The 14,319-nt window shown below is 69.2% G+C and carries 12 protein-coding genes; 6 read left to right on the forward strand and 6 right to left on the reverse strand.

What is annotated here, in order from left to right:
* Positions 1-7: 7 nt before the first annotated feature.
* Both ACE3OU_RS08875 and ACE3OU_RS08880 read right to left on the reverse strand, forming a co-directional pair.
* On the reverse strand, positions 8-1,813 hold the full coding sequence (locus ACE3OU_RS08875) for a bacteriohemerythrin (RefSeq protein WP_374241194.1): 1,806 nt from the start codon (positions 1,811-1,813) through the stop codon (positions 8-10).
* Between the two features lie 75 nt (positions 1,814-1,888).
* Positions 1,889-2,968 carry an ABC transporter substrate-binding protein gene (locus ACE3OU_RS08880; protein ID WP_374241195.1) on the reverse strand — a complete coding sequence of 360 codons (1,080 nt, stop codon included), beginning with the start codon at positions 2,966-2,968 and terminating at the stop codon, positions 1,889-1,891.
* Positions 2,969-3,327: 359 nt separating this feature from the next.
* Here ACE3OU_RS08880 and ACE3OU_RS08885 point away from each other — a divergent pair, with 359 nt between their 5' ends.
* Positions 3,328-6,801, forward strand: coding sequence for an ATP-binding protein (locus tag ACE3OU_RS08885; protein WP_374241196.1), 3,474 nt, complete (start codon positions 3,328-3,330; stop codon positions 6,799-6,801).
* 53 nt (positions 6,802-6,854) lie between these two features.
* Here ACE3OU_RS08885 and ACE3OU_RS08890 read toward each other — a convergent pair whose 3' ends face one another.
* Positions 6,855-8,045: a two-component system response regulator gene (locus tag ACE3OU_RS08890; RefSeq protein ID WP_374241197.1), complete on the reverse strand. Its 1,191-nt coding sequence runs from the start codon at positions 8,043-8,045 to the stop codon at positions 6,855-6,857.
* Positions 8,046-8,364: 319 nt separating this feature from the next.
* Between ACE3OU_RS08890 and rpoH the strand changes: the two genes are divergently transcribed.
* Positions 8,365-9,219, forward strand: a complete 855-nt coding sequence (rpoH, locus tag ACE3OU_RS08895; RefSeq protein ID WP_374241198.1) for an RNA polymerase sigma factor RpoH — start codon at positions 8,365-8,367, stop codon at positions 9,217-9,219.
* 60 nt (positions 9,220-9,279) lie between these two features.
* On the opposite strand, the gene ACE3OU_RS08900 is transcribed toward rpoH, so the two are convergent.
* The 3 genes from ACE3OU_RS08900 to mpl form a co-directional block, all read right to left on the reverse strand.
* Entirely contained in the window at positions 9,280-9,840 is a 561-nt protein-coding gene (locus ACE3OU_RS08900; protein WP_374241199.1) for an SCO family protein, read from the reverse strand.
* 252 nt (positions 9,841-10,092) lie between these two features.
* Complete coding sequence (locus tag ACE3OU_RS08905; protein WP_374241200.1) at positions 10,093-10,620, reverse strand: GNAT family N-acetyltransferase; 528 nt, start codon at positions 10,618-10,620, stop codon at positions 10,093-10,095.
* Positions 10,621-10,627: 7 nt separating this feature from the next.
* A complete protein-coding gene (mpl, locus tag ACE3OU_RS08910) occupies positions 10,628-11,974 on the reverse strand; it encodes a UDP-N-acetylmuramate:L-alanyl-gamma-D-glutamyl-meso-diaminopimelate ligase (protein ID WP_374241201.1) in 1,347 nt (448 codons plus the stop codon).
* A gap of 156 nt (positions 11,975-12,130) precedes the next feature.
* Between mpl and ACE3OU_RS08915 the strand changes: the two genes are divergently transcribed.
* Genes ACE3OU_RS08915 through accB form a run of 4 tightly spaced genes read left to right on the forward strand, consistent with a single transcriptional unit; the run spans position 12,131 to position 14,312 of the window.
* The gene (locus tag ACE3OU_RS08915; RefSeq protein WP_374241251.1) at positions 12,131-12,694 is read left to right on the forward strand and encodes a hypothetical protein; all 564 of its coding nucleotides are present in this window, start codon (positions 12,131-12,133) and stop codon (positions 12,692-12,694) included.
* Positions 12,691-13,245, forward strand: a complete 555-nt coding sequence (locus ACE3OU_RS08920) for a TlpA family protein disulfide reductase (RefSeq protein ID WP_374241202.1) — start codon at positions 12,691-12,693, stop codon at positions 13,243-13,245. The genes ACE3OU_RS08915 and ACE3OU_RS08920 overlap by 4 nt, the downstream gene beginning before the upstream one ends.
* A gap of 60 nt (positions 13,246-13,305) precedes the next feature.
* Positions 13,306-13,803 carry a type II 3-dehydroquinate dehydratase gene (gene aroQ, locus ACE3OU_RS08925; protein ID WP_374241203.1) on the forward strand — a complete coding sequence of 166 codons (498 nt, stop codon included), beginning with the start codon at positions 13,306-13,308 and terminating at the stop codon, positions 13,801-13,803.
* Between the two features lie 59 nt (positions 13,804-13,862).
* Positions 13,863-14,312, forward strand: coding sequence for an acetyl-CoA carboxylase biotin carboxyl carrier protein (gene accB / locus ACE3OU_RS08930; protein WP_374241204.1), 450 nt, complete (start codon positions 13,863-13,865; stop codon positions 14,310-14,312).
* Positions 14,313-14,319 lie beyond the last annotated feature (7 nt).

Consider the following 14,319-nt stretch of genomic DNA (forward strand, 5'->3'; position numbering starts at 1 on the left):
CCGGCCCTCAGGCCTTCCGCGCCCGCAACCAGCGCAGCAGCATCGAGAACATCAGGTCCGGATCGACGGGCTTGGGCAGGAAGTCGTCCATGCCCGCCTCGATGCAGCTGGTCCGGTCGTCGGCAAAGGCGTTGGCCGTCATCGCCACGATCGGCGTGTCCTTGAGCGCCGGCAGCTGGCGGATGCGGCGGGTCGCCTCGAGGCCGTCCATGCGCGGCATCTGCATGTCCATCAGGATGATGTCGTAGTGGCGCGCGGCGGCCTTCTCGACGGCCTCGACGCCGTCGGCGGCGGTGTCCACGTCGAGGGCCACATCCTCCAGCAGGTCGACGGCGATCTCGGCGTTGATCTCGTTGTCCTCCACCACCAGCACCGACGCCCCGGCGAAATCACGCCGCAGCGCCGCCTCGGGGTCGGAGTCGTCGGGCGCCTCGGGCGCCGTGCGGCGGGCGGGCGGGGCAACCGCCGGCGCCGCCTTCTTGAGGCGCACGGTGAGCCAGAAGGTGCTGCCGACGCCCAGCTGGCTTTCGGCGCCGGCCTGCCCGCCCATCAGCTCGGCCAGCCGGCGGGTGATCACCAGGCCGAGCCCGCTGCCCCCGTAGCGCCGGGTGGTGTCCATGGTGGCCTGCTCGAAACGCGAGAACAGGCGCGGCAGGTTTTCGGGGGCGATGCCGATGCCGGTGTCCACCACCTCGAAGCGCAGCAGCACGCTGTCGGCGGCGTCCTCGTCGATGCTGGCGCGCAGGGTCACGCTGCCCGACGGGGTGAACTTGAGGGCGTTGCCGAGGTAGTTGAGCAGGGCCTGCTTGATACGCGTGGCGTCGCCGGTGAGGTTGGCCTGCATCAGCGGCTGGATGCGGGCGACATCCACCCGCAAGGCGAGGCCCTTGGCGCGGGCCTGACCCTCGACCATCGCAACGACGCTGCCGAGCAGCTCGGAAACCTTGAGGGAAACCTCGTCGAGGCGCAGCTTGTCGGCCTCGATCTTCGACATGTCGAGGACGTCGTTGATCATCGCCAGCAGGTGCTGGGACGCCTCCTGGAGGCGGTGCAGGTTGTCGGCCTGGCGCGGCGAGAGCTCCTCGCGCCGCATCAGCTCGATGATGCCGGTGATGGCGTTCATCGGGGTGCGGATCTCATGGCTCATGCTGGCCAGGAAGTCGGACTTGGCCACGCTCGCCGCCTCGGCGGCGTCCCGGCTGCGCAACAGCTCGGCCTGGGCCTCCTGGACGGCCCGCTCGGCCTGCTGGCGGCGGTTGATCTCGCGGGTGAGCTGGACGGTGCGGTTGGCCAGCTTGTCGTACATCGTCATCACGGTGTCGATCATCGCCCGCGTCGCGCCCGACATGTGGGCGTCGGCGATGCGCTTGGCCTCGTCCATCCCGACGCCCTCGCGCAGGGCCAGCACGGCCTTGGCCATGCGCTTGTCGGATTCGATGATGTGCAGCGCCAGCCAGTGGGTCAGGAAGCTGACGATGTCCTCGATGACCTCCTCGAGGGGTTTGCTGCCCTCCTCCGCCCGCAGGCGCAGGACCTCGTCGATGAAGCCCACGTGGGCCGCGTGGTGCGCCGTCGCCCACGGGTCGTCGCCGAAGGCCTGCTGCCAGATCCGGTCCTCGGCCGCGAAGTGGGTCTGGGCGTAGTCGCTCAACTCGCTGAAGATGCTCTCCAGCTGCGGCGTATCGGCCTGCACGGTGAGGTGACCGACCAGCGCGTTCAGCAGGGCCACCAGCCGGCGGTGCTGGGCATCCACCTCGGCGATCCCGGTCTCGAAATTGACGTTCCAGGGAAAGATTTCAATCGTGTTGAGCATGGTCTGTCGGGAATCCTCGCCCGGCCGTCCCTGCGCACCGCGGATCGGCGCAGGGATCAGCCCGGCTGCAATGCTTCACTTGAGCGGCACGAAACGCCCGTCACGGATTTCGGTAAAGAAGACCTTGCGCGGCGTGTCGCCCGTGGCGTCGAAACTGATCTGCTGCTGCAGCCCCTGGTAAGGGCCGTGCTTCAGCACGGCCGCCTTGACGGTCTCGTCCCCGGCACGCTTCTCGAGCGCGGTGAACAACACCAGCGCCGCGTCGTAGGCCGAGACCGAACTGTAACCGGGATTCTTCTGGAATCGCCTGAAATAGGCCTCACGAAACTCGCGGAAGCGGGCCGAATCGTCGTCACGATCGTAATTCTGGACGATGATCAGGCCCTCGACCATCCGCCCGCCCAGCTCGATCAGCTGCTCGGTGGCCGCCCACTCGGAGGCGCCGATGGGCAGCGACGGGGCCAGCCGGCGGGATTGCTGGGCGAGCCGCGCCACGTCGATCGCCCCCGAGATGTAGAACAGGCCGTCGGGCCGGCCCTTCAGCATCGCCGTGACCACACCCGCGAAATCCACGTCGGGGCTGGATTCGTAGGGCACCTCCGCCGCCACCGTGCCGCCGACGGCGGTGAAGGCCTGGCGGAACTCGGCGAGCCACGATTCGGTGAAGGTGCGATTGCGCACATCGTAGGCGACGGCGATGCGGTGCTGGCCGCGGCCGTAGAGCACCCGGGCGTAGTCGCTCGCGTTGTCGCGGGTCGTGCGGTTGATGCGGACGAGGTTGTCGTCCTTGCCGTAGAACGCCATCGAGGTGAGGGTCGGGCTGATCATCAGGGTGTCGCTCTTCGCCAGCACGGGCACCGCGGCGGCGGCGACGCCGCTGGTGAACGGCCCGATCACCGCCTCCACCTTGGCCGCGGCAAGCTCGCGGGCCGATTTCTCGGCGGTCGCGGCGTTCTGGGCATCGTCCCGGGCGATCAGCTCGACCTGCCGGCCGCGGATGCCGCCGGCCCGGTTGACCTGCTCGACGGCAAGCACGACGGCGCTGTGCCCTGCCTGGCCCACGTCCGAGTTGCGGTCGGACAGACCGCCGATGAACCCGATCCGCAGCGGCTCCTCGGGCCCGCAGCCGGACAACAGGGCGCAACTGACCAGCAAGGCCGCACTCCGCCTGCCAAACATCGAATACCTCACCTTTCGCTTTACCCGCCGGAGCACGGCCGCCTCGAACGCGCGCCGGCCTGCCCGGCCAACAGGTATGCTGCAACGGCAACGGGAGGCGCGACTTGAGCCCCGGCGCACGATCTTATCGTGCCCGGCGCGCGCAAGCGCTAAAGAGCCAGGCCCCCACGCCGTAAAAAAGGGCAGCAAAGCCGGTCCGGCTTCAGGCGCACGTGGAGCCCGCAACCCATCTCACAGGCCTTATGTTTCTAGATTCCCGGCGCGCCCGGCAGCCGACAACCTGGCGTTCATCCCTGCACCTCCGCCTGATGGCCCTCGGGTTAGCGCCGTTACTGGTGGCTTTTCCGCTGATCATGGGCGTGCTGGTGTTCATCGGCGGTGAGCGGATCGACGCCATGCTGGCCGACCGGGCCCGCGCCAACCTGGCCAGCGCCCAGAACTATCTGGCCCACGTGCGCACCCAGACCCTCCAGCACATCGAGGAAACCGCCCACTCGGAGCGCCTCGCCCAGCTGCTTGCCAGCCATGGCGCCAAGGCCACCCACGAACCCAGCCCGCACCTCGACCAGATCCTCACCTCCCGCGCCGACGCCGCCCGCCTCGACTACCTGATCATCGCCACCCCGGACGGGCGGGTCATCGCCTCCAGCACGGGCCTCGCGCCGGGCAGCCGGCTGCCGGCCGAGTTCACGCTGCGCCAGGCGGCCACCGGCGTCGCCACCGTCGGCTTCGAGCGCCTCGACGCAGCCGCCCTGCAGGCCCGCTCGCCGGCGCTGGCCGAACACGCCCGGATCGAAACCCGGGCCGAGCGCGCCGGAGAAACCCCGTCCGTCGAGACCCGCGGGCTGGTGATCAGCGCGGCGACCCACTTCCCGCTGACCAACGCCCACCCGGACGCCGTGCTGATCGGGGGCATCCTGCTCAACAACAACCTCCCGACGATCGACCGGATCCGGGACGTGGTCTTCCCGGTCAAGCTGCAGCTCGGCGAGGACGTGGGCTTCACCACCATCTTCCTCGACGACCTTCGGGTCGCCACCACCGCAACGGGGGCCGACGGGCGACGCGCCCTGGGCTCCCGCGCCCCGCCGGCCATCGCCGCCGCGGTGCTGGGCAGCCGGGAGGTGTGGACCGGACGCACCGAGATCCTCGGCAGCGGCCAGATCGGCGGCTACGAGGCCCTGCTCGACGGCACCGGGCAGGTCATCGGGATGGTCGGGGTGAGCTTCTCCGAGGCCGACTTCACCCACCAGAAATGGCTGCTGGCGGGCAGCGTGGGGGCCCTCCTCGCCCTGAGCATGCTGGCCCTGTCGGTCTCCTTCCTGCGCGGGGCGCGGAACATCACCGGCCGGCTGGCCCGCATCTCCAGCACCATGACGGCGATCCACCAGGGCGACGACGGGGCCCGCGTCCCCGAGGACGGCGAGAACGACGAGATCGCGCGCCTGGCACAGCATTTCAACGAGCTGCTCGACGCCCTCGCCACCCAGAACCGCGCCCGCCTGGCCGCCCAGAAGGACGTGGCCGAAGAAGCCTCGCGCCGGCGCGCCCTGTTCGAGAAGGACCAGGACGGCATCGTCGTGCTCGACACCGACTGCAGCGTCTTCGAGGCCAACCCCCGGTTCGCCGAGATGCTCGGCTACACACCCGAAGCGCTCGGCCAGCTGCACATCTGGGACTGGGACCACAAGTTCACGCCCGCCAAGTGGCTGCAGATGGCGCGCACCGTCCGCCCCGAAGGCGAGATCTTCGAGACCACCCACCAGCGCCGGGACGGCACCCACTATCCGGCGGAGATCCGTGCCAGCCGCGTCGAGTGGGGCGGCCAGACCTACATCATGTGCTCCGTACGCGACATCACCGAGCGCAAGCAGCTCTCCGAGGAGCTCGAGCGCCACCGCCACCACCTCACCGAGCTGGTGGACCAGCGCACCCTCGAGCTGGCCGCCGCCCGCGACGAGGCCGAGAGCGCCAACCGCGCCAAGAGCACCTTCCTGGCCACCATGAGCCACGAGATCCGCACCCCGATGAACGCCATCATCGGCCTCGCCCACCTCCTCGAGCGGGAGGTCACCACCCCGCGGCAGCGCGAACGGATCGGCAAGATCACCACGGCGGCCCGCCGCCTGCTGCACATCATCAACGACATCCTCGACCTCTCGAAGATCGAGGCCGACAAGACCGTCCTGGAGATCATCGACTTCGCCGTCGGGGCCACCTGCGAGCACGCCGTCAGCCTCGTCCGCGAGAGCGCTCAGCAGCAGGGCCTCGGGCTGGCCGTCGAGATCGACCCGCGGCTGCCTCCCATGCTGCGCGGCGACCCGGGGCGGATCGAGCAGATCCTGGTCAACTTCCTGTCGAACGCGGTGAAGTTCTCCGAACGCGGCACCATCACCCTCCGCGCGACACGCATGGACGACGGCGAGACCCCCGACACCCCCGTCCGGCTGCGCCTCGAAGTCGAGGACCAGGGGATCGGCCTCAACGCCGAACAGCAGGCCAAGCTCTTCAAACCCTTCGAGCAGGCCGACAGCTCCACCACCCGCAAGTACGGCGGCACCGGGCTGGGGCTGGCCATCAGCCGCGGCCTGGTCGAGCTGATGGGCGGGCATATCGGCGCCGACAGCGCCCCCGGCCGGGGCAGCCGCTTCTGGGTCGTGCTGCCGCTGGCCCAGGGCGATGCCGGCATGCCTGCCCGGAGCGCTGCCCAGGACCCGCTCCCCGACGCCAATGCCTTCGCCAGCTGGCTGCTCGCCAACCGCAGCGGCTGCCATGTGTTGCTGGCCGAGGACAACACGCTCAACCAGGAGATCGCCAGCGAGCTGCTGCAGAACGTCGGCCTGCGGGTGACGATCGCCCAGAACGGCCAGGAGGCCGTCACGATGGCGGGGCAGGCGCATTTCGACTTGATCCTGATGGATCTGAGCATGCCCGTGATGGGCGGCCTGGAGGCGGCCGCCACCATCCGGACCCTGCCCGGCCAGGCGGCAACCCCGATCCTGGCGCTCACCGCCAACGCTTTCAAGGAAGACCGCCAGCGCTGCCTGGAGGCCGGCATGAACGACCACCTGGCCAAACCCGTCACGCCGACCACCCTGTACCAGGCCCTGGCGCGCTGGTTGCCGGGCGCCAGCCCCCGCCCGGCCGCTGCGCCCGAAACCGCGCCGGCCACCGGGACGTCCGAGCCCGGCAGCCCGCCGGCCATCGCCGGCCTGGACACCACGGAGGGGCTGCGCAGCACCCGCGGCCAGCTCCCGCGCTACCTGCGGCTGCTCGACCGCTTCGCCCGCACCTACCAGGGCCGCGCCACCGGCCTGCGCGCCCAGCTGGCCGAGGGCCGGCTCGACGAGATCCGCCTGCTGGCCGAGGGCCTCCGGAGCAGCGCGGGCCCCCTCGGCGCCAGCCAACTGGCAGCCTGCGCCGCACAGCTCGAGCAGTCACTCCAGCACCCTGCGCCGGACCACACCCTCAATACCCAGGTGGAGGCCCTGGCCGGCGAGCTGGAACGCCTCCTGGCGGCGATCACCACGGCCACCGGCCCGCTAGGCCCGAGCCCGGCGGCGCTGCGGGATTTCATCGCCGAGCTGGGCACGCTCCTCGCGGGCAACGACGTCCGCGCCGCCTCGGAGTGGCGCGACAAGGGACACTGGCTGGAGAGCATCTCCGGCCCGACCGCCCGGCAGATCAGCACCGCCATCGAACTCTTCGAATTCGAGGAAGCCGCGGCACTGCTGACGACCATCGTGGCCGAACATCCGGAGCTCGGCAAAGCGGACGAGGACTACGAGGCCCAGCTCCCCGCGGGCTGAGCCCAGCGGCCAGCCCACGGCGGAGCAGCAGCGGGCCGACCGGCGGCCGGCAATCAGGCGGCGGCTTGATCCGCTTCGGGCTCCGGATCGGGATCGGCCAGCCGGGCGGCGATCTCGGCAAACTCGTCGCGACGCACCATGAAGGCGTCCACCACGGCCGGGTCGAAGTGGCTGCCGCGCCCGTCGCAGATGATCCGGGTGGTCTCCTCGAGGGTGAAGGCGGGCTTGTACACCCGGCGGGTCATCAGCGCGTCGAAGACGTCCGCCAGCGCCATCAGGCGCGCGGAAACCGGGATGGCGTCGCCGGCGAGCCCGGCCGGGTAGCCGCTGCCGTCCCATTTCTCGTGGTGCCCCAGGGAGATCTCGCGGGCGATCTCGAGGAAGCGGAACGCCCCGACGGCCTGCTCGGCCACCCCTTCCCCCGCACCGGCGAGGGACTGCTCCATGGCCTTGGTGATGGCGTCGGCGCCGATGACCGGGTGGGTCTTCATGATGGCGAACTCTTCCGGTGTCAGGCGCCCGGGCTTGAGCAGGATGCTGTCCGGCACCCCGACCTTGCCCACGTCGTGGAGCGGGGCGGCCTTGACGACCATCTTGAGGCGCCCGTTGTCGAGGGCCGGCCGGAAGTCCTCGTTGGGCAGCAGGTGCTCCGCCAGCAGCTCGACATAGCGCTGGGTGCGCACGATATGCAGGCCGGTCTCGTTGTCGCGGGCCTCGCTGAGGCAGGCCAGGGCGCGCACGCTGAGGTCCTGGATCAGCAGGTTCTCGCTCATCCGGCGGGCCACCTCGCGCTCCAGCCACTCGTTCTCGAGGGCCAGGCGATCGCGGGCGTGCTTGAGCTCCAGGTGCGTGCGCACCCGGGCCAGCACGATGGCCGGGTTGATCGGCTTGGTGATGTAATCCACCGCCCCCAGCTCCAGGCCCTTCTCTTCGTTCTCGACGCCATCCATGGCCGTCACGAAGATCACCGGGACATGGGCCGTGCGCGGCTGCTCCCGCAGGCGCTCGAGCACCGCGTAGCCATCCATGCCGGGCATCATCACGTCGAGCAGGATGAGGTCGGGCGGCGGCTCCAGGCCCGCGGCGCGCAGGGCCCGCTCGCCCGAGTTGGCGGCGCGGACCCGGTAGTAGGGCTGCAGCAGCTCACCCAGGATGGTGAGGTTCTGCGGCGTATCGTCGACGATCAGCACGGTCTGCCGGGTCGTCTCGTCCGATGACCGGTGTTGAGCTGCGGTGGGGTTCATGAGCTACCTTTCAACGGATGAAGCCGATGTCCATCAAACCAGATGCCACGCCGCGTCGGGAGTCCCCCGCAAAGCCGGACGGCTCACCCGGGACGCCCGCCGGATTATCCCAAAAAACGCGGCGCCGACGCCCGAAACTCCAGGCCCGGACCACACAAAATCCAACACGCACCGCCGGACAGCGACGCCTTCGGGCTCCACCACACTCCCCGGCGAGGGCCCGACGCCCTTGCCGCAGTGCACATAAGTCACGGAACCATTCGACCCTTTAGCACTCAGACCAGGAGAGTGCTAAGATTGTTCCAAGGAGGTTTAGTACATGTCCCATGCCTTGACGTTTCCTGTTCCGTCCGCGGTTGGCAGTCTGGATCAATACATCCAGCGGGTAAACCGTATCCCCCTGCTGACCGAGAAGGAAGAATCCGATCTCGCCCGCAGCCTGAGGGACGAGGGCGACGTGGAAGCGGCGCGCAAGCTGGTGCTGTCCCACCTGCGGGTGGTGGTCGCCATCGCGCGCGGTTACCTTGGTTACGGCCTGCCCCACTCCGACCTCATCCAGGAAGGCAACGTGGGCCTGATGAAGGCCGTCAAACGTTTCGACCCGGATCGGGGCGTGCGCCTGGTTTCGTTCGCGATCCACTGGATCAAGGCCGAGATCCACGAATACATCGTAAAGAACTGGCGGCTGGTCAAGATCGCCACCACCAAGGCCCAGCGCAAGCTGTTCTTCAACCTGCGCAGCATGAAGCCCAGCAGCAGCACCCTGCAGGGCGACGAGGTGCTCGCGGTGGCCCAGCAGCTCGGCGTCAAGCCCGAGGAAGTCCGCGAGATGGAAACCCGCCTGTCGGGTGCCGACGTGGCCCTCGAGGCGGGCCCGGACGACGACGAGGAGCGCTTCGCCCCCATCGCCTATCTGGCCGACCCCCACGCCGAACCGTCGGAGGTCATCGCCCAGCGCCAGTACGCCCACCTGCAGGACGAAGGGCTGCACTCCGCGCTGGCCAAGCTCGACGAGCGCAGCCGCGCCATCGTGCAGCGCCGCTGGCTGACCGAAGGCGAGGCCGCGACCCTGCACGAGCTGGCCGCCGAATACGGCGTGTCCGCCGAACGCATCCGCCAGATCGAAGCCAAGGCGATGCAGAAGATGCGCAGCCAGCTCGCCGAGCTCGCCTGAGCGCGCCACGCCTCAAGGCACAGGGCAGCCCGCGGGCTGCCCTTTTTCATGGCACCGGCCCTACTGGCCGGCGAGCAGTTTGCGGATGTCGGCGGCGATGAGCGCCGGTTTCTCGCCGTGCTTCACATACAGGCGCAGCCGGCCCTGGGGATCGTACACATACGTGCCGGTGGAGTGATCGACCGTGTAGGCGTTGCCCTTCACGTCACCCTGCTTCTGGTAGAAGACCTTGAAATCCCGCGCCACCGCCTGGGTGGTGGGCAGATCGGCGTAGAGCCCGGCAAAGCGCGGGTCGAAGGCCGGCACATACTGGGCGAGCAGGGCCCGGGTGTCGCGCTCGGGGTCGATGGTCATGAAGAGCACCTGCACCTTGTCGGCGTCCGGCCCGAGCTGCTTCATGACCTCGACCATGTTGAGGAGGTTGGTCGGGCAGACGTCGGGGCACTGGACGTAGCCGAAGAACAGGGTGACGACCTTGCCCCGGTAATCCGCCAGGCTGCGCGCCGCGCCGGTATGGTCGGTGAGGTGGAAATCCTTGCCGTAGGCGGCGCCGGTGATGTCGGTATTGACGAAGCCCGCGCCGCTCCCGCCGCCGGGCGAGCAGGCGGCCAAGAGACCCATCAGCAACGCAGCCAAGACGCTGCGCCGCAGCATTCCAGTCATTGAAGAAACCCTTTTGTCAGCAGACGCGGGCGGAGCCCATCGGAAGCGTGTCAACGCCGGCAACGATGCTACACTTCGGCCGTAAACGGATCTGCGTCAAATAGTCGCAGCAGGGCCCGGAGGAGACAACCTGGCCATCAAGGCAAGCCTGGGCGGCGGAGCATCTGGTCCGCCGCCCGGAAGCCTTCCCATGAACACCGCGGGCCTCCCTCAAGCCTGCTTGACGAGGGTCTCGAGCTGCAGGCCCGCCACCCGCGGCGAACCAGCCCCGGCCAGCTCCGGAAAGCCCTCCAGCGCCCCCGAGCGCACATACCCCCGGCGCAGATAAAACGCGATCAGCTCACTGCGCGCCACCAGCACCGACATCCGGAACGCCCTGGCGCCGAAGCCGGCCACCGCATGCTCTTCAGCGGCGGCCAGCATGCGCTTGCCAAGCCCGGCGCCCTGGCGGGACGGCTCGGCGGCGAGCATCCCGATGTAGGCCTCGCCCCCCTGCTCCGCCAGCTTTGCCTCGACGTGCGCGCAGGCCAGGATTGCCGGCCCCTCCGCCAGCACCAGCACCGTCGAGCCCGGCCGGAACAGCGCCCGCACCATCTCTTCCGACGCCCGCGGGCCGTCGACCAGCGCCGCCTCGTGGGTCCAGCCCCGCAGCCCGGCGCCGGGGCGGTAGGCCCGATTCACCAGCCCGGCGATCTCCGCCGCATCCTCGAGCCCGGCGACGCGCAGTGCGATGGCCATGCCCGGCTCAGCCCGCCAGCGCCGCGAGCAGCTTGCCGTGGATGCCCCCGAAGCCGCCGTTGCTCATCACCAAAATGCGGTCGCCGTCGCGGGCCTCGGCGACGATGGCCGCCACCAGCGCATCCAGGTCGTCCTCCACCAGCGTCTTGCCGGCGATCGGTGCCAGCGCACCGCGGGCGTCCCAGCCCAGGTTGGCGGCGTAGCAGAAGACCTTGTCGGCCTGGGCCAGGCTGTCAGCCAGCTGATCCTTCATCACGCCGAGCTTCATGGTGTTGGAGCGCGGCTCCAGCACCGCCAGGATGCGCGCCTCGCCCACCTGCCGGCGCAGGCCCTCGACGGTCAGGGTGATCGCCGTCGGGTGGTGGGCGAAGTCGTCGTACACCGCCACGCCGCGCACCGTGCCGCGCAACTCGAGGCGACGCTTGACGCCCTCGAAGCGGGTCAGCGCGTCCAGCGCCACCTCCGGCGTCACGCCGACATGGCGGGCCGCCGCGATGGCCGCCAGCGCGTTGGCCCGGTTGTGACGGCCCGACAGGGGCAGGCGGCGGCGGCCGATCTCGCGGCCTTCGAAGCGCAGCACCACCTCGTCCTCGCTCGCCCCTTCGGCCACCGACCAGCCGGCCGCGTCGTTGAACCACTCCAGCTCCGACCAGCAGCCGCGGGCAATCACCCGCTGCAGGGACGCCTCGGCGGCGTTGGCGACGATCCGCCCGGTTTTGGGCACGATCCGCACCAGATGGTGGAATTGCGTCTCGATCGCCGCCAGATCGGCAAAGATGTCGGCGTGATCAAACTCGAGGTTATTGAGGATCGCAGTGCGCGGGCGGTAATGGACGAACTTGGAGCGCTTGTCGCAGAAGGCGGTGTCGTACTCGTCGGCCTCGATCACGAAGAAGGGCGTCTCGCCGAGGCGCGCCGACACGCCGAAGTTCTTGGGCACCCCCCCCACCAGGAAACCCGGCTTGAGGCCGGCATCTTCGAGGATCCACGCCAGCAGCGAGGTGGTGGTGGTCTTGCCGTGGGTGCCCGCCACGGCCAGCACCCAGCGCCCCTGGAGCACGTTCTCGGCCAGCCACTGGGGGCCCGACACATAGGGCAGCCCCCGGTCGAGGATGACCTCGAGGAGCGGATTGCCGCGGGAGATCGCGTTGCCCACCACGAAGACGTCCGGCTCGAGGCCGAGCTGCTCGACGCCATAGCCTTCGACGAGGCCGATGCCCTGCTCCTCGAGCTGGGTGCTCATCGGCGGATAGACGTTGGCGTCGCAGCCCGTCACCTTGTGGCCGGCGGCCCGCGCCAGCAATGCCACGCCACCCATGAAGGTGCCGCAAATCCCGAGAATGTGAATGTGCATGAGATCCCAAGCGCGGACGCGGAAACAGCGCCGCAACAGTCGTGTGTAGAATGGGCAGCATTCTAATCGAACGGGGAGCTCCGACCGCCCATGACGCGCCCTGCCGTTCCGCACCGCAGCAACCTGCGCCGCGAGATCGCCGCGCTGGCTGCCCGCATGATCGCCGAAGATGGCATCTCCGACTATGGCTTCGCCAAGCGCAAGGCGGCCCGCCAGCTCGGCGCGGTGAACGCCGACGAACTCCCCAACAACGCCGAGATCGACGCCGAAGTCCGCACCTACCTGGCGATCTTCCAGGACGAGGAGCACCTCGAGCGCCAGCAGGTGATGCGCATCGCCGCCGCCGAAGTGATGCGCGAACTCGACGCCTTCCGCCCCTATCTCACCGGCGCCGTGCTCGAAGGCACCGCCGGCCGCTACGCCGAGGTCGAGATCGAGCTGTTCCCCGAGAGCGCCAAAGAGGTCGAGATCTTCTTCCTCAACCACGGGGTGGCCTACGAACACCGCGAGCCGCGCCGCAACCAGCCCGACGCCCCCGAAGCGATCCTGGTCTTCGACTGGGGTGACGTGCCGGTCAAGCTGCGCATCTACTCCCCCGACGTGGAGCGCCTCAGCCGCCGCAGCCCCCACGGTGCCCGGCAGATGGAGCGGGCCCGCCTCGCCACCGTCGAAGCACTGATCGAACAGGGCCCCACCGCCGCCCTGGACCCGCATTCATGAAAAACAAGCTCTCCATCCTCCTCACCGTCATCGTGGCCCTGGCGGCCACCGCCGTCGGCGTGTACATGGGCAACCGGCAGACGGAAGCGCCGCCGGCCGCCACCGCCGGGCAGGCCCGGCACGCGGCCCTGGACAGCCTGCTGGCGCTCACCCTCCCCGACCTCGACGGCACTCCGCAGCCCCTCGCCCAATGGAAGGGCAAGATCCTGGTGTTCAACTTCTGGGCCACCTGGTGCCCGCCCTGCATCAAGGAAATCCCGGCCTTCTCGGCGGCGAGCCGCAAATACCAGGACAAGGGCGTGCAATTCGTCGGACTCAGCATCGACACCCCCACCAACGTACGCGACTTCCAGCTCGAACACCGGGTGAGCTACCCGCTGCTGCTGGCCGAGCCTTCGGTGGTACAGCTCACCGAAGGCCTGGGCAACGCCGCCCAGGGGCTGCCATTTACCGTGATCGTCGACAAAACGGGCGTGATCAGCCGGGTAAAGACCGGTACCCTGTCGGAGGCCGATCTCGACGCCACCCTCGCCGGCCTGACCCGCCAGTAACACGCCGCGGGGCGGCCGGCTGGTGGACAATTTGCGCCTAATTGCGGCAAACTTGCGCCCATGACGCGGAAAACTCGCACCCAGGAAGCCCGCACCGAGAGCCTGCCGCAGCGTCGCGTGCTGGTTCTGCACGGGCCCAACCTCAACCTCTTCAGCAGCCGGGACGCCACCTCCGGCGAGCAGCTCACGCTCGCCGACGTCCACACGGCCATGGAGAGCCGGGCCCGGGCCGACGGCGTGCAGCTGGAATCCTTCCAGAGCAACCACGAGGGCGAGCTGATCGACCGGGTCCAGGCCGCCGGCAGCGAGGGCACCGACTTCATCATCATCAACCCGGCGGGCTACACCCACACCAGCGTCGCGCTGCGTGACGCCCTCTGCGAAGTCGGCATTCCCTTCGTGGAAGTCCACCTGACCAACATCCACGCCGGCGAGCCCTTCCGCAAGCACTCCTACTTCTCCGACAAGGCCGTCGGAGTGATATCCGGGCTGGGCGCCCAGGGCTATCAACTGGCCCTCGAGTTCGCCCTCTCCCGCCTGCGCGCCTCCAGCGCCTGACACAGACATCCGCGGCCCCTCGCCCGAGCGGCCGCCATACCTATATCAAGGGGAAAACAATGGACCTTCGCAAGCTCAAGAAACTGATCGACCTGGTTCAGGAATCCGGTATTTCGGAACTGGAAGTCACCGAAGGCGAAGAAAAGGTGCGCATCGCCAAGCACGCCACCGGCCCGGCGCCGGTGAGCTACGCGGCCCCGGCCCCGGTGATGGCCGTCGCCCCGGCCGCCGCGCCGGCCGCCAGCGCGGCGGCGAGCGAGCCCGCCCTGCCGGATGGCCACGTGGTCAAGTCCCCGATGGTCGGCACCTTCTACCGCGCCAGCGCCCCGGGCGCCAAGCCGCTGGCCGAGGTCGGCCAGAGCGTCGCGGTCGGCGACGTGCTGTGCATCGTCGAGGCCATGAAGCTCATGAACGAAATCGAGGCGGACGCGGCCGGCACCATCAAGGCCATCCTGGTCGAGAACGGCGAACCGGTCGAATACGGCGAACCCCTCTTCATCATCGGCTAAGCCATGG

It is taken from the genome of Zoogloea sp., from assembly GCF_041908905.1.
Classification (GTDB): Bacteria; Pseudomonadota; Gammaproteobacteria; order Burkholderiales; family Rhodocyclaceae; genus Zoogloea.